Raw genomic sequence first — 14,140 nt, 5'->3', positions numbered from 1 at the left:
GTTTCAACATAAAGTGACAGTGCCAAATTATATTTTTCAACTCTTTTTTGCCCTCTCAGTGATTTAACTCACTGACGAACAAGTGAAAGATGGTGCCCGAACTCGGAATCGAACCAAGGACACGGGGATTTTCAATCCCCTGCTCTACCGACTGAGCTATTCGGGCAACGGGGCGTATTAAACCCGATATCGCTTTGCTCGTCAACGTTATTTATCACAAAACTGTTTGATTGCTGTTTTTTTAAACTTATTGGTTGATAAAACGCGATTTATCGTGGGAAATGCGCAAAAATAAAGCTAACGCTTTTTTCAATACACAAAAAACACATGACGATAAACTGCTTATTAAGCCTCAATAACAAAAAAAGCTTCCCCAAATTTATTGGGGAAGCTTGGTTTTTTAGATTAAATATTAACTAACGGTAGTTACGTTGAGCGGTACTGACTTTCTCAAGATAACGACGAGATTGGTCGGCAGGGTGTTTATTACGTAATGTGGTATACACCTGTGCTGGCTCTAAGTTGTTAATCATGGCTGCTGCCTGTTTCTTATCGTTATGGAATATCCGTAACACACTGCCTGCACCACCGTTGTAAGCCTGTATAACGGCGTAACGGCGTGAAATAGGATCTTTGATATCGCCAAGATAACTATTTTGCAGTATTGAGATATAAGCTGCACCGGCATCGATGTTATTAGCCGGATCAAATAAGTAACTACGACTTGGTTGTCCCGATTTTCCTTGCATTCGGAATACATCCCGTCCTGCCGTTGCTGGCATGATTTGCATTAAACCTAGAGCATCAGAACTACTCACCGCATATGGATTAAAACTTGATTCAATTTGCATAATTGCCAAGATTAATGATGGTTCAACTCCATATTTAGCGGCTGCTTGTTGCACTAACGGTAAATATTTATGCGCACGTTTATCAAGGTGATTAGGAACAAGATTAATGGTGACATACCAAATGGTATTTATACCAGACTGGCGTTTTTGTAATTTATTAGCAATCAGATAATCTGCAAACTTATTGGCTCGCCATTCCCAACGTATAGGTTGCCCCGTATTATCAAGAACCTGTCCAAATAAAAACGGTTCAGTGCTATGAGGAATATTATTAACGTCAGAGTAGAGGTCAATAGAACCGGGATCTTCACCCATTAATAACGTTGTGACTATCGCCTTATGCAATTGGAATTGAGGTGCATCATCACCTAAAGTTTCTATTGTAATGGTACCGGCTTCAAAATTAATATGGCTACGTGTTTTATAAGCATTAGTATATTTTACGTAATCTTTAGGCCCTGCGATTAATACTTCCTTCATACCCCAAATCATTTCGATATTATTGGCAAATTGCCCCATAAGAATATCGAATGCATTGGTGTCCTTTGCGTAATCGGGCTCAAATGTTTTTGGCGGTTGACTACTACATGAAATGAGTAGAGGGGCGATAATCAGCAAGAGAAGGATTTTTTTCATGGTCAATTGCATCGCTATGGTGAATAAAACACCAGAGCCTTTAAGGCTCTGGAAAAGTGAATATTATTTTTCAGGTGGTGTGTAACCGTCAATATGAACATCATGGCCTTCGAATAAAAATCGCACCATTTCTTGTTCTAGTAGTTTGCGATCATCAGGATTCATGGTGTTAAGTTTTTTCTCATTGATAAGCATAGTCTGTTTTGCCATCCATTGAGCCCATGCTTCTTTTGAAATCTCATTGAAAATGCGCTTTCCAATTTCTCCTGGGTACAACTGAAAATCAAGTCCATCGGCTTCTTTGTTAAGGAAAGTACAAAAAATAGTTCTGCTCATAATAAATCCTCAATATCGCAGGTATTAGCTTAGGCTAATTGTCTAAGTAAATTCTCTACAGGTGCTGCTAACCCTACGGTTGCAGGTGTCTGTAAGTTATACCAAAGTCCTTTTTGCGTCTCCATCATAGCGGTAAACGTCGAGAGTTTTACGCAAATTGGCACAATATCTAAATGAAAGTGGCTAAACGTATGCCTAAATGAAATCAGTTGCTCTGCTTCATTATTATCGAGTCCATGCTCAGCTAACCACTGTTCTAAAAGCGCTTTTGTTTCAAATTGAGGAAAGGCAAATAACCCACCCCATATTCCTGCTGGTGGTCTTTGATCTAACCAAACAAGATTATCATATTGTAAAATAAGAAAATAAGTTGTTTTCTCAGGGATCACCTTTTTAGGTTTTTTCCCAGGGTAATCCGCCCAATTGTTTTGAGCATAAGCGATACAACCACTATTTAATGGACATAATTCACATTTAGGCTTGCTTCTGGTGCAAACCATTGCACCTAAATCCATCATTGCCTGATTAAAATACTCGACACCTTCAACAGGGGTGACGGTTTCGCTGATCTCCCACAACGTATTTTCAACCTCTTTTTTACCTGGCCAACCTTCTACAGCATAACAGCGTGCTAAAACACGTTTCACATTACCATCAAGAATTGGATAAGGTTTTTTTAGCGATAACGATAAAATAGCACCCGCGGTTGAACGCCCAACACCAGGTAAGGCACAAACGTCCTCAAAGGTATCAGGAAACAGCCCTTGATGTTTATCTACAATGTGTTGTGCTGCTTTATGCAAGTTTCTAGCTCTTGCGTAATAGCCAAGACCAGTCCAGAGGTGAAGGACTTCATCAAGAGGGGCTTTAGCTAATGCGTTAACATCAGGAAAACGTGCAATAAAACGCTCAAAATAAGGAATAACCGTCGCTACTTGAGTTTGTTGCAACATTACTTCAGATAACCATACGTGATAAGGCGTTTTCTCTTGCTGCCAAGGAAGCGTTTTGCGCCCATATTTGTGATACCAAGTGAGTACGACTTGCGAAAATTGCAGAGCTTCCATCATGTTTATTTTATTAACTCATGTTCTGATTAAGGTAAGATTGCACCACAGAGAGAATAAACTGTAAACACTCTTAATATTTATCTTATAGAGTGATGCTTCTATAAGTGACTCTTGCTAAACTTAGTGATCTTTGGATAATGTCGGTTAAATTGCACCATAGCGACATTATAACGATTTTAAGTAAATAATTGGCCTAACGACTGACAGTATTAGACATGATCAAGAATGTAATTTCTCCGGAATTCAATGAAGAAGGGCGTGCTTTACGACGCGTTCGTAGTTTTGTTCGTAGACAAGGTCGTTTAACGCCTCGTCAAGAGCAAGCATTAGAAACACAGTGGCCTGCCTTTGGTATTGATTATCAGCCGGAACCTATCGACTTCAGTCAGGTTTTTGGACGCGAAGCGCCTGTAATATTAGAAATAGGCTTCGGCATGGGCGCATCGCTCGTGACTATGGCAAAAAATACACCAGAAAATAATTATTTCGGTATTGAAGTGCATGCACCGGGTGTTGGTGCTTGTCTTGCTAATGCAGAAGAAGAGCAATTAAGTAATCTGAGAGTCATGTGTCACGATGCGATTGAAGTGCTCAATCATATGATCCCAGATAATAGTTTAAAAATGGTTCAGTTATTCTTTCCTGATCCATGGCACAAAGCGCGTCATAATAAACGCCGTATTGTTCAAGTGCCTTTTGCCGAATTAATTTTAAAAAAATTAACGTTAGACGGTGTTTTTCATATGGCGACAGATTGGGAACCATATGCAGAACATATGCTTGAAGTGATGACAAGTGTTGAAGGTTATCAAAATTTGTCAGAAACTCAGGATTATGTACCACGACCAGAAACACGCCCTGTGACTAAGTTTGAAAAACGCGGTCATCGTTTAGGGCATGGAGTCTGGGATCTTATGTTTAAGAGGGTAAAATAATGGCTAAACAACGTAGTCGCCGCTTACGCAAAAAAATGCGTATCGATGAATTTCAGGAATTAGGTTTCTCAGTTAAATGGACTTTCCCAGAAAATACCCCTATTGAGGAAGTAGATCGCTTTGTTGATGAACTGATCCTCAAAGTTATTGAGCCAAACGGGCTAGCATTTGATGCAAGTGGTTACCTGAGCTGGGAAGGTTTAATCTGCTTACAACAAATTGGTAAATGTACAGAAGAACATCGCCAATTAGTCGAAAACTTCCTCAAAGAGAGCAAAATGCAAGATGTACAAACCTCTGAACTATTTGATGTTTGGTGGGATTGATAGAAAGTTATACATTTAGCAAATAATTACAAGGGCATCCAAAAGGATGCCCTTGTCTGTCTGGGGAAGGGACTGTGACTACAACGTTATCTAACGAATTACTGTCAGATATTTTGCAACAAATTCGCCCATTAATTGGGCAAGGAAAAGTCGCGGATTATATTCCCGCATTGGCTCAAATACCTCCAGAACAGCTTGCTATGGCTGTTTATACGGTTGATGGTGAACTCTATCAATCAGGTATGGCTGATAAGCGTTTTTCGATTCAATCTATTTCTAAAGTACTTAGCTTAACGCTTGCTTTAACACGTTATGAAGAAAATGAAATTTGGCAACGTGTAGGAAAAGAGCCATCAGGGCTACCTTTTAATTCCTTGATACAGTTAGAAATGGAAAAAGGAATACCGCGTAACCCTTTTATTAATGCTGGTGCTATTGTTATCACTGATATGTTGCAGTCTCGATTAAGTGCACCTAAGCAAAGAATGTTAGAAGTGATCCGTTTTCTTACTGATACTCCTGACATTTGCTATAACTCAGTGGTTGCAAAATCAGAGATGGAGCATCTTAGTCGGAATGCATCAATCGCTTATCTGATGAAATCTTTTGGTAATTTTGAGAATGATGTTATTACGGTGCTTGAAACTTATTTTCACTATTGCTCAATAGAGATGAGTTGCACCGAGTTAGCGCAATGTTTTAGCTATTTAGCTAATCAAGGTGTGTGCGTAGGGAATAAAAATCAGATTATTACGCCAAGACAAACCCGTCAAATAAATGCATTAATGTTAACCTGCGGAATGTATGATGGTGCCGGTGAATTTGCCTTTCGTATTGGTATTCCCGGAAAATCAGGCGTGGGTGGTGGCATTATTGCGGTTGTTCCTGATGCCTTTACGGTTGCAGTTTGGTCGCCAGAGCTGGATAAATCAGGTAACTCATTAGCAGGCTGTGCAGCACTTGAATTATTAGCAAACAAAGTCGGGCGTTCAATTTTTTAGGTGTGTTTTCAGGAGAGTTGTTATGAATTTAAGAAATATTGCTGTCACTCTGTTTTTTGTTGCGGGTACAGCAAATGCATCACCCAGTTTTGATTGTGCGGTAATGCCAAAAGATGATTTACGCATAACCTCCGAATTCGTTGAAGTCGCTGGTTCACATGGTTTAATGGTCATTTATCCAGACGGCACATTATTTCAAAATGAAAAAAGTGCCACATTGACACCACACCAACAAGAGTTAGCAAAAAAATATCAAGCCACAGTAAGACGAGACGTACCTTGGTTAAGAACTGAAACAGGGGTAAAACTGCAAGATTCTCGTAAAGTGCTTGATAAAGTAGTGATTGAAGCTTTTGGTAAAGAAAGCAATATCCTCAATAGATTAAGTCGATTAGAGAAAGATCTTAATCAGCAAATGGATAGGGTGGTCAGCATAGAGCCGAATAACATTACGTTTCATTCTCAAGCCATTAAAGAAGTTGAAGCCAAAGGTCGTGAAATCGTAGAAAGCAGTCTAGGGGGGATGTTGCAAGACAGCATTAATGAATTGGGGAAAAAACAGTTATTAGCAGCCGCTGGTGGCGACAGTAAAAAAGCCTTAGGTGGATTATTAGGCAGCTTAGATGGTTTTCAAAAGATTATAGATCAGGAGTGGAAGCAGCAAGAAGCGGCGTTTACTCAATTTGGTCAGCAAGCTTGCAGTAAAATCACTCAGATGGAAAACCAGCGCATAGAATTAATTAATTCATTAAAGAAGTAGCTGATCCGTCTCTTTAATGATTGGGCTATTAACCAGATAGTTAATAAGTTTTATAAATGACCGACTCACAATTATTGAAAATAATAATGAAAATCATTCTTATTCAATTGACTTGTGAGAAGAGCTGTTTAGAATGCCCTGTTTGAGTATTTCACTTAAACAGGGCAAAATTAATGAAGAAGATCCTCCCTTTAGTTATCGCATCTATCCTTTCTGTAACAAGTTTCTCGGCGTTAAGTAAAACACCAATCGAATACCAACCTAATCAAGTTATTAGTCAGCAAAGTGGAAAAATGGTAATTAAACACCTGTTGGGTGAAACGTCGGTTATTAAGAACCCTTCAAAGGTTGTTCTCTTTGATTTTGGTTTATATGATTCTTTAGTTCAGTTAGGTTTAGCTGATAAAGTGGTGGGGTTGCCATTAGGTAATGCACCTGCTTATATTAAAGGAAGTATTGCAAGTAATGTGGCTAATGTCGGTGGTATGAAGGCGCCTGACTTAGAAAAATTAGCGGAGATTAAACCTGATTTAATTATTATCACGGGTCGTCAAGGTGCATCTTATGATGCGTTAGCGAAAATAGCACCTACAGTTAATTTAGGTACGAATAGTGCTAATTATCTCAATTCCGTTGAATCAAATATCAAGTTATTAGGTGAATTATTTGATAAACAGCAAGCGACTCAAGAGCAACTGACTAAGTTAAATACGGTTATTGAGCAAGCTCAGAAAAAAGCAGCAGAGTCGGATAAAAAAGTGTTAGTGCTATTACATAATGCTGGCAATTTAATGCCTAATAATCAAAGTGTTGTTTATGATGTTGTTAACGCTAAAAGAGCCGAATTACCGCCTGTTGCTGAAGAAGAGAAAGGCAAGCGTCGTGTGGTAACACCTGAAATGATCGCAAAAGTTAATCCTGATGTTATTTTAATTGTGGATCGTAGCGAAGCCATTGGTGCAGATAAATTAGACAAGGCGACATTTGAAAACGAGATAATAAAAACAACTTCGGCCTATAAAAATGACGGTATTATTTATCTACAAGCAGATCTTTGGTATCTCTCTGGTGGTGGGTTAGACAGCTTAACTAAGCAGATTGAGGCAGTAGAAAGCGCACTTTAAGATTTCTATGATCGTTTAAATGGCTTCATCAATAAATAAAAAATGCCCATATTGTGAATAACAGTATGGGCATTTTTGTTGTTAGTCCATTGAGTGATAAATCATTTAGAGAAATAGCTCTAGTAATGAATTGAGGAACAATTTGCCGTGTGGTGTTATTTGCCAGTGTGTTTCAGTCTCACTGATATAACCCAAAGCCAACGCTTCATCTATTTGGTGGCGAATAGCCTCTTCAGAGAGTCCTGTATAATCGCTGAAATCCTGTCTTGGAAATGCTTCTAAGAGACGAAAACGGTTCATAAAAAATTCAAATGGACGGTCATCATTATCAACAAAATTTTGCTGGTGGAGATAACGACCTTCCATAAAACCTTTGGGGTGCTTGGTTTTTACTGTTCGCATTATGCGACCGTCTTCAAAGCTTATTTTTCCATGAGCGCCACAACCGATGCCTAAATAATCCCCAAAACGCCAATAGTTTAAGTTGTGCTCACACTGAAAGCCTGGCTTGCAATATGCCGATGTTTCATATTGTTGATAACCTGCTGCAGTCAGTAATTTGTCGCCTTCTGAAAAAATATCCCACAGCATATCGTCATCAGGTAACTTGGGAGGGCGAGAGCCAAATTGTGTATTGGGTTCAATGGTTAATTGATACCAAGACAAATGGGGGGGTGATAACGCGATTGCTTGCTGTAAATCAGAAAGTGCTTGAGATAATGATTGGTCTGGCAATCCATGCATTAAATCTAAATTAAAGCTACGTAAGCCTAATTCTTTGGCTAATCGAGCCGCATTTTTAGCTTCACCAGCATCATGAATACGGCCTAAACGAATAAGCTTATCGTCGCCAAAACTTTGCACGCCAATAGAAATACGATTTACACCTGCACGTTGGAAGCCCGAAAAGCGTTCTGCTTCTACGGTTCCTGGATTCGCTTCCATGGTAATTTCTGCATTAGGGCTAACAGCAATGCGCTCTTTCACACCATAAAGTAAATCAGCCATTGACTCAGCGCTTAATAAGCTTGGTGTACCGCCACCAATAAATATTGTTTGGACTTCACGGGAGCCAATGTGAACAAGATCAGCATCTAAATCATTGAGTAAATGTTGCACATATTCCTGATGTGGCACTTCACCTTTTAAGGTGTGTGAATTGAAATCACAATAAGGGCATTTTTGTACACACCAAGGAATATGAATATACAAACTTAATGGGGGCAACTTAAGCATTCTTAAGCGCATCCAACATTAATTTAAGTGCTTTTCCACGATGCGAATGCTGATTTTTTTGCTCTTTAGTTAATTGTGCCGCAGTACAATTTAATTCAGGAACAAAGAAAATAGGATCGTAGCCAAATCCTCCTTCACCGTGCATTTCTGTACTTAATGTACCGTGCCAAATGCCGTGAAAAATCAGCGGAGTTGGATCGTTTTCATGGCGCATATAAACTAAAACACAGTTAAATTGTGCTTGGCGTTTTTCAGCGGGTATATCTTTCATTGCATCAAGCAATTTATCTAAGTTTTGCTGATCACTTGCATCAACACCCGCATAGCGTGCTGAGTAAATACCTGGAGCACCACCTAACGCATCTACCGAAATACCAGAATCATCAGCAATGGCGGGAAGACCGGTCACCTTTGCCGCATGACGCGCTTTAATTAGCGCGTTTTCAACAAAGGTTAAGCCCGTTTCTTCAACAGAATCAACACCAAGTGCTGTTTGTGCAACAATATCTAAACCAAAATCAGAAAGTAAGGATGCTAACTCTTTAACTTTTCCGGGATTTCCTGTTGCGAGAACGACTTTTTGCATGCGTGTTATCCTTAGTAAAGCGTTACGCTAAGTAGCCATTGTAAAACGTCTACACGCAGATAATTCAGAGCATAAAGCACAAGAATAACAATCATTGCTGAGAAATCTAACCCTCCCATTGCTGGGATAACGCGGCGAATTGGAGCCATTAAAGGTTCTGTCAATTGAAATAAAAGATGGTCAATTGGATTACGACCTTGGCTTACCCAGCTAAGGATTGCGCGGATAATGATCAACCAGAAAATCATCTTACCTGCTGCTGTGAGCAGTTCAATAAAGGCAAATGGGAACATTAAAGAGAAAGGAATAGATGTTCCTGATAAGTAAGATGGAATAATAATCCCAAGTAGAATGAGTATATAGGCTAATAAGACTGAAGCGGTATCAATAGGACCGATAGAAGGAATAACACTTCTTAATGGGCGAACAATTGGCTGTGTGATCTTGACGATAAATTGTGAAAAAGGATTATAAAAATCAGCTCTAACACATTGCATCCAAACACGTAATAGAAGGACGGATGTGTAGAGTTGAAGAAGAGTCAGAATGACGAAATTTAAAAAATTCATTAGTTGGCCCTGATGAAATTAAAATTGTTTTTCCATTTCTTGCGCACGTTTAATCGCAGCTTGCATGGCAGAAGCGACGTTTTCAGGTAATTTACCGTCATAAAACTGCATAAGTGCAGCTGCGGTGGTTCCACCTTTTGATGTTACTTGCTCGCGTAAAGTTGAGAAAGGTAACATATGTTGTTTCTCAGCTAAGGCGGTAGAACCGCTTGCGGCTTGTTGAACAATCGCTCTTGCTACCTCAGGTGAAAAACCTAAACGTTCAGCTTCCTGTTGCATTGATTCCATAAACAAGAAGAAATAAGCGGGTGCACTACCAGCAACGGCGATAATATCATTGATGGCAGATTCTTGCTCTACCCAAACAGTTGTTCCAACACTTTTCATTAATTCGTCGGCAAACTGTTTATCTTGAGATGAAAGTGAATGATGCGCAAACATACCGCTTAAGCCTTTGCCTACCAGTGCTGGGGTGTTTGGCATAATACGAACAAGTTGTAATTGAGTTGCAAAATAGTCGTTATAACGTGCGGCAGGAATGCCTGCAGCGATAGTAAGGACTAACTTTTTACTCATGGTGATATTTTGTAAGGGCTTACAAACTTCTTCCATCATTTGTGGTTTGACTGCCAGAACAATAACATCTGCTTTTTGAACGGCATCAATATTGTCATTAGTACTATGAATCCCGAACTCTTTTTCTAAAGGTTCGCGACGAACGGCAGAAGGTGAGCTAACAGTTATCTTATGTGCTGGATATCCACCTTGAACCAATCCAGCAATAATGGCATGAGCCATATTTCCAGCGCCAATAAAAGCGATGTTACGATGTTCCATATAAACCTCTATTTTTACTTAGTCGCGTAATCTCTTGCGCCAAAAATTGCTGTACCAATACGAACAAGTGTTGAACCACAAGCAATAGCCGCTTCCATATCACTGGTCATTCCCATAGATAACGTATCTATATTGGGATATTGAGATTGTAATTGTTTAAATGCGAGATGCATTTTTTCTAACACTTCAACTTGTTTGTCATAATTGCTTTCAGGTGCTGGGATAGCCATTAACCCGCGTAATTTAATGCCTGAAAGAATAGAAATCTGTGCCGCTAACCCATCAAGCTCAGTCAGATTAATACCTGATTTACTGTTTTCATCACTGATATTAATTTGAATAAGTACATTCAAGGGTGGCAATGAATCTGGGCGTTGGTCACTTAATCTTTGGGCGATTTTTAATCTATCAATGGTATGGCACCAATCGAAATTTTCAGCAACAAGGCGTGTTTTATTTGACTGTAAAGGGCCAATAAAGTGCCAAACTAAGGCATGGTTATTAGCAAAATAATGGATTTTATCAACACCTTCTTGGACATAGTTTTCACCAAATTCAGTTTGTCCACATGCTATAGCTTTTTCGATGTCACTCGCAGGTTTTGTTTTACTCACTGCAAGTAGCGTTATTTCTTCTGAAGATCGGCCGCATTTCTGCGCTGCTGTGTCAATGTGAGACCTGACATTGACGAGATTCTGTTTAATAGTATTCATGGCAACTCAGGAGATAATAAGATGAAAATGGAAAATTTAATTGCATATAGTGTAAAGCATAACGCTTCAGATCTGCACCTTTGTTGTGGTGATGTACCACGATTGCGGATCAATGGAATACTTTATCAACAAAATCAATGTAAACCTATCACTTCTGATAGTTTACTAACGTGGATCAGTCCTTTTTTAAGTGAGGTTCAAAAGCAAATTTTTGAGAATGAAGGGCAGGTTGATACGGCACTTACACTCTCTTGTGGACAACGACTTCGTGTTAATTTATTTCGCCAACAAAAAGGTGTTTCAGCAGTATTAAGAATAATTGAAACACAAATTCCTTCTTTAGATAAACTTCGAGTACCTAAGTCGGTTTCAACATTATTAGATAATTATTCTCATGGCTTGATTTTAGTGACTGGCGCAACAGGAAGTGGAAAATCATCAACATTAGCGGCAATGATTGATTATTTAAACCAATATCAACGTCAGCATATTTTGACATTAGAAGATCCTATTGAATTTATACATAGCAATAAGCAAAGCATTGTACAGCAAAGGGAAATAGGGCGAGATGTTCAACATATTGCAAATGCAATAAAGAGCGCTTTACGCCAAGATCCTGATGTCATTATGTTAGGTGAATTAAGAGATGCACAAAGTATTCAGTTAGCATTAACGGCAGCAGAAACAGGCCATTTAGTGCTGGCAACATTGCATACTCAAGGAGCCGCACAAACGCTTGAGCGCGTAACTAATGTATTTACAGGTAATGAGCGACAATGGATTTCATCACAATTAGCATGCAGTTTAAGAGCGATAATTTCACAAGAGTTAGTGTCTTCAACTGAAGGTGGGCGTGTGGCGTTGTTTGAAATAATGCAGGTTACGCAGGGTATTTCACATCTTATTAGAGAAGGAAAATATCACCAAGTGACAACGTTAATGCAAACAGGTAGTGAATACGGTATGCAAACCTTCATGTTAAGTCGGCAGCAACGCCAACATGAAGGTTTAATTCAAGCTGAGTGATAACGTAGAAGTAAAAATAGGCTACGAAGTGGAATCTATTTTTTAGAATTGCTGTTCAAACCAGCTTTCAAGAATAATAACGGCAGATGCTGCATCTACACTGCCTTTATCTAAGGAACGGTAACCACCACGTTCAAAAAGATGAGCGCGAGCTTCTACGGTGCTAAGGCGTTCATCATGCAACGCAATTTGTACACCAAATCGACCATGTAGGCGATTAGCAAACTTTTTAGCTTGAGTGGTGATTAATTGTTCAGTGCCATCCATATTAAGAGGTAAGCCGACAACCACTAAATCTGGTTGCCACTCTTTTATGATTTTTTCGATTTGAGTCCAATCAGGAATACCATCTTTTGCTTTAAATGAGGCTAATGGTCTTGCTGTTCCTGTAACTTCTTGACCGATAGCGGCGCCAATGCTTTTAGTACCGAAATCAAAACCCATTACCGTTCTGTTTGACATTATGCATGACCCGCGATTGGTGAAATGGTGTGGATATTAATCCCAATTAATTCAGCGGCTTTATGCCAACGTTCAGCAATAGGGGTATCAAAAATAATTTGAGGTGAGGCTTCAACGGTTAGCCAGCTATTTTCTAAAATTTCTTTCTCTAGTTGACCTTGTTCCCAACTGGAATAACCTAGAGAGACTAATGTTTTTTCTGGTTGTCTTGCTGTGCCTAAGGTTTCTAATACATCTTTGGATGTTGTGATCATCGTGCTATCACTAATTTTGATGCTAGAACTAAAACCAGAAACCGGAGTATGCAAGATAAAACCATGCTCTTCTGCAACTGGACCTCCTGACATCACGGGTTTTTGTAAGCTAATCGCTTCGTCTCTATCAGTCGAAAAAATTTCCAGTTGATCTAATACACCTTCCACAGAGATATCTTCGATAGGTTTATTAATAATTAAGCCCATCGCACCGTTTTCATTATGTTCGCAAACATAGACGACCGAGCGTTCAAATAACGGATCGCTTAATGAAGGCATAGCAATAAGAAAATGGTTAAGTAAATTCATAATAGTCGTACTGTTCCCTGATCATTTTTATTAAAAAACCTAGCCCTTTTATACATTGTATTTCTTAATGTATACCGCTTATTGATTAATATGTGGGGGCTAGGTTCATACTTTTAAACCCTTTAATCTCAGTGTCTAAAAGTTAGTTTTTCTTGTTTAAACGTACTTCAATAGCATCCATTAACATGCCTGTAATAGAAACATCAGGATAAGCCGCTTCAATTTCACGTGCGCATGTTGGGCTTGTAACGTTAATCTCAGTCAAACGATCGCCAATAACATCTAATCCGACAAAAATAAGCCCTTTTTGTTTAAGAATAGGTGCAACTTGACGAGCTATTGCCCAGTCACTTTCTGTTAATGGACGTGCTTCTCCACGACCACCAGCTGCTAGATTGCCTCGCGTTTCACCTTTTGCAGGAATTCGAGCTAAGCAATAAGGTACTGGCTCGCCATCAACAACAAGAATACGTTTATCGCCATTTACAATTTCAGGTAGAAAATTTTGTGCCATACAGAAACGATGCCCATGTTCTGTCAATGTTTCGATAATAACACCTACGTTTGGATCATCTTTTTTCAAGCGGAAGATTGATGCTCCCCCCATACCATCTAGTGGTTTGAAAATAACATCACCGTGTTTTTCATGGAATGCACGTAAATGCTTAGCTTCACGAGTAACTAATGTGTCTGGCGTTAATGTTGGAAACCATGCAGTAAAGAGCTTTTCATTACAGTCACGTAAGCTTTGTGGCTTATTCACTATCAGTGTTCCCATATCTTCAGCGCGTTCTAAAATATAGGTTGCGTAGATAAACTCGGTATCAAAAGGCGGATCTTTACGCATTAAAATAGTATCTAATTCACCTAAAGCAATATCCTGCTCTTGACCAAATTCAAACCATTTTTCTGGGTTTTCTTCTACACTGAGTAAACGAGTGTGAGCGCGTGCTTCACCTTGGTGTAGGTAAAGATCGTTCATCTCCATATAATGAATTTCCCAGCCACGACGTTGTGCTTCTAATAGCATGGCAAAGCTGGTGTCTTTTTTGATTTTGATGGATGAAATTGGGTCCATCACAATACCTAATTTAATCATTACTTCTCCT

17 protein-coding genes and 1 tRNA gene are annotated in these 14,140 nt (G+C 39.2%); 6 read left to right on the top strand and 12 right to left on the bottom strand.

What is annotated here, in order from left to right; translation table 11 throughout:
• Positions 1-90: 90 nt before the first annotated feature.
• From DK865_RS01215 to mutY, 4 genes are all read right to left on the bottom strand, one after another.
• Positions 91-166: transfer RNA gene (locus DK865_RS01215), tRNA-Phe, on the bottom strand.
• Positions 167-416: 250 nt separating this feature from the next.
• Entirely contained in the window at positions 417-1,487 is a 1,071-nt protein-coding gene (gene mltC, locus DK865_RS01210; protein ID WP_023581028.1) for a membrane-bound lytic murein transglycosylase MltC, read from the bottom strand.
• A 63-nt stretch (positions 1,488-1,550) separates the two neighbouring features.
• Positions 1,551-1,823 carry an oxidative damage protection protein gene (locus DK865_RS01205; RefSeq protein ID WP_006534840.1) on the bottom strand — a complete coding sequence of 91 codons (273 nt, stop codon included), beginning with the start codon at positions 1,821-1,823 and terminating at the stop codon, positions 1,551-1,553.
• A gap of 29 nt (positions 1,824-1,852) precedes the next feature.
• Positions 1,853-2,893 carry an A/G-specific adenine glycosylase gene (gene mutY, locus DK865_RS01200; protein ID WP_109390952.1) on the bottom strand — a complete coding sequence of 347 codons (1,041 nt, stop codon included), beginning with the start codon at positions 2,891-2,893 and terminating at the stop codon, positions 1,853-1,855.
• 215 nt (positions 2,894-3,108) lie between these two features.
• On the opposite strand from mutY, the gene trmB reads away from it, so the two are divergent.
• The 5 genes from trmB (at position 3,109) to DK865_RS01175 (ending at position 7,039) form a co-directional block, all read left to right on the top strand.
• Positions 3,109-3,828, top strand: a complete 720-nt coding sequence (gene trmB, locus DK865_RS01195; RefSeq protein WP_023581026.1) for a tRNA (guanosine(46)-N7)-methyltransferase TrmB — start codon at positions 3,109-3,111, stop codon at positions 3,826-3,828.
• Positions 3,828-4,154, top strand: coding sequence for a YggL family protein (locus tag DK865_RS01190; protein ID WP_023581025.1), 327 nt, complete (start codon positions 3,828-3,830; stop codon positions 4,152-4,154). The genes trmB and DK865_RS01190 overlap by 1 nt, the downstream gene beginning before the upstream one ends.
• Before the next feature lie 74 nt (positions 4,155-4,228).
• Positions 4,229-5,155, top strand: a complete 927-nt coding sequence (glsB, locus tag DK865_RS01185) for a glutaminase B (protein ID WP_109390951.1) — start codon at positions 4,229-4,231, stop codon at positions 5,153-5,155.
• Between the two features lie 22 nt (positions 5,156-5,177).
• A complete protein-coding gene (locus DK865_RS01180; protein ID WP_023581024.1) occupies positions 5,178-5,915 on the top strand; it encodes a DUF2884 family protein in 738 nt (245 codons plus the stop codon).
• Positions 5,916-6,088: 173 nt separating this feature from the next.
• The gene (locus DK865_RS01175; RefSeq protein ID WP_109390950.1) at positions 6,089-7,039 is read left to right on the top strand and encodes a siderophore ABC transporter substrate-binding protein; all 951 of its coding nucleotides are present in this window, start codon (positions 6,089-6,091) and stop codon (positions 7,037-7,039) included.
• 105 nt (positions 7,040-7,144) lie between these two features.
• Here DK865_RS01175 and hemW read toward each other — a convergent pair whose 3' ends face one another.
• Genes hemW through DK865_RS01150 form a run of 5 tightly spaced genes read right to left on the bottom strand, consistent with a single transcriptional unit; the run spans position 7,145 to position 10,980 of the window.
• Entirely contained in the window at positions 7,145-8,275 is a 1,131-nt protein-coding gene (gene hemW, locus DK865_RS01170) for a radical SAM family heme chaperone HemW (RefSeq protein WP_109390949.1), read from the bottom strand.
• Positions 8,268-8,861, bottom strand: coding sequence for an RdgB/HAM1 family non-canonical purine NTP pyrophosphatase (gene rdgB, locus DK865_RS01165; RefSeq protein ID WP_023581021.1), 594 nt, complete (start codon positions 8,859-8,861; stop codon positions 8,268-8,270). Before rdgB ends, hemW begins: the two co-directional genes overlap by 8 nt.
• An 11-nt stretch (positions 8,862-8,872) precedes the next feature.
• Positions 8,873-9,430 (bottom strand): YggT family protein, encoded by a 558-nt coding sequence (locus tag DK865_RS01160; RefSeq protein WP_023581020.1) that lies wholly within the window; start codon positions 9,428-9,430, stop codon positions 8,873-8,875.
• An 18-nt stretch (positions 9,431-9,448) separates the two neighbouring features.
• A complete protein-coding gene (proC, locus tag DK865_RS01155; RefSeq protein ID WP_023581019.1) occupies positions 9,449-10,267 on the bottom strand; it encodes a pyrroline-5-carboxylate reductase in 819 nt (272 codons plus the stop codon).
• Between the two features lie 14 nt (positions 10,268-10,281).
• Positions 10,282-10,980 carry a YggS family pyridoxal phosphate-dependent enzyme gene (locus DK865_RS01150; RefSeq protein ID WP_109390948.1) on the bottom strand — a complete coding sequence of 233 codons (699 nt, stop codon included), beginning with the start codon at positions 10,978-10,980 and terminating at the stop codon, positions 10,282-10,284.
• 21 nt (positions 10,981-11,001) lie between these two features.
• Between DK865_RS01150 and DK865_RS01145 the strand changes: the two genes are divergently transcribed.
• Positions 11,002-12,006, top strand: coding sequence for a type IV pilus twitching motility protein PilT (locus DK865_RS01145; RefSeq protein ID WP_109390947.1), 1,005 nt, complete (start codon positions 11,002-11,004; stop codon positions 12,004-12,006).
• Between the two features lie 42 nt (positions 12,007-12,048).
• On the opposite strand, the gene ruvX is transcribed toward DK865_RS01145, so the two are convergent.
• The 3 genes from ruvX to gshB all read right to left on the bottom strand — a co-directional run bounded on the left by ruvX (position 12,049) and on the right by gshB (position 14,130).
• Positions 12,049-12,468 (bottom strand): Holliday junction resolvase RuvX, encoded by a 420-nt coding sequence (gene ruvX / locus DK865_RS01140; RefSeq protein WP_023581016.1) that lies wholly within the window; start codon positions 12,466-12,468, stop codon positions 12,049-12,051.
• On the bottom strand, positions 12,468-13,031 hold the full coding sequence (locus DK865_RS01135; protein ID WP_023581015.1) for a YqgE/AlgH family protein: 564 nt from the start codon (positions 13,029-13,031) through the stop codon (positions 12,468-12,470). Before DK865_RS01135 ends, ruvX begins: the two co-directional genes overlap by 1 nt.
• 142 nt (positions 13,032-13,173) lie before the next feature.
• Positions 13,174-14,130 carry a glutathione synthase gene (gene gshB, locus DK865_RS01130; protein ID WP_023581014.1) on the bottom strand — a complete coding sequence of 319 codons (957 nt, stop codon included), beginning with the start codon at positions 14,128-14,130 and terminating at the stop codon, positions 13,174-13,176.
• Positions 14,131-14,140: the final 10 nt, after the last annotated feature.

Origin of the sequence: Proteus cibi, assembly GCF_003144405.1 — a bacterium.
In the GTDB taxonomy this organism is placed as follows: domain Bacteria; phylum Pseudomonadota; class Gammaproteobacteria; order Enterobacterales; family Enterobacteriaceae; genus Proteus; species Proteus cibi.
Note: the sequence above shows the minus strand (reverse complement) of the source record. Positions and strands in the feature narration are given on the sequence as shown.

Bases quoted from the DNA above. Each gene is read 5' to 3' on its own strand.
- mltC (WP_023581028.1), bottom strand. From the start codon at position 1,487: ATGAAAAAAATCCTTCTCTTGCTGATTATCGCCCCTCTACTCATTTCA.
- DK865_RS01205 (WP_006534840.1), bottom strand. From the start codon at position 1,823: ATGAGCAGAACTATTTTTTGTACTTTCCTTAACAAAGAAGCCGATGGA.
- mutY (WP_109390952.1), bottom strand. From the start codon at position 2,893: ATGATGGAAGCTCTGCAATTTTCGCAAGTCGTACTCACTTGGTATCAC.
- trmB (WP_023581026.1), top strand. From the start codon at position 3,109: ATGATCAAGAATGTAATTTCTCCGGAATTCAATGAAGAAGGGCGTGCT.
- DK865_RS01190 (WP_023581025.1), top strand. From the start codon at position 3,828: ATGGCTAAACAACGTAGTCGCCGCTTACGCAAAAAAATGCGTATCGAT.
- DK865_RS01180 (WP_023581024.1), top strand. From the start codon at position 5,178: ATGAATTTAAGAAATATTGCTGTCACTCTGTTTTTTGTTGCGGGTACA.
- DK865_RS01175 (WP_109390950.1), top strand. From the start codon at position 6,089: ATGAAGAAGATCCTCCCTTTAGTTATCGCATCTATCCTTTCTGTAACA.
- hemW (WP_109390949.1), bottom strand. From the start codon at position 8,275: ATGCTTAAGTTGCCCCCATTAAGTTTGTATATTCATATTCCTTGGTGT.
- rdgB (WP_023581021.1), bottom strand. From the start codon at position 8,861: ATGCAAAAAGTCGTTCTCGCAACAGGAAATCCCGGAAAAGTTAAAGAG.
- DK865_RS01160 (WP_023581020.1), bottom strand. From the start codon at position 9,430: ATGAATTTTTTAAATTTCGTCATTCTGACTCTTCTTCAACTCTACACA.
- proC (WP_023581019.1), bottom strand. From the start codon at position 10,267: ATGGAACATCGTAACATCGCTTTTATTGGCGCTGGAAATATGGCTCAT.
- DK865_RS01150 (WP_109390948.1), bottom strand. From the start codon at position 10,980: ATGAATACTATTAAACAGAATCTCGTCAATGTCAGGTCTCACATTGAC.
- DK865_RS01145 (WP_109390947.1), top strand. From the start codon at position 11,002: ATGAAAATGGAAAATTTAATTGCATATAGTGTAAAGCATAACGCTTCA.
- ruvX (WP_023581016.1), bottom strand. From the start codon at position 12,468: ATGTCAAACAGAACGGTAATGGGTTTTGATTTCGGTACTAAAAGCATT.
- DK865_RS01135 (WP_023581015.1), bottom strand. From the start codon at position 13,031: ATGAATTTACTTAACCATTTTCTTATTGCTATGCCTTCATTAAGCGAT.
- gshB (WP_023581014.1), bottom strand. From the start codon at position 14,130: ATGATTAAATTAGGTATTGTGATGGACCCAATTTCATCCATCAAAATC.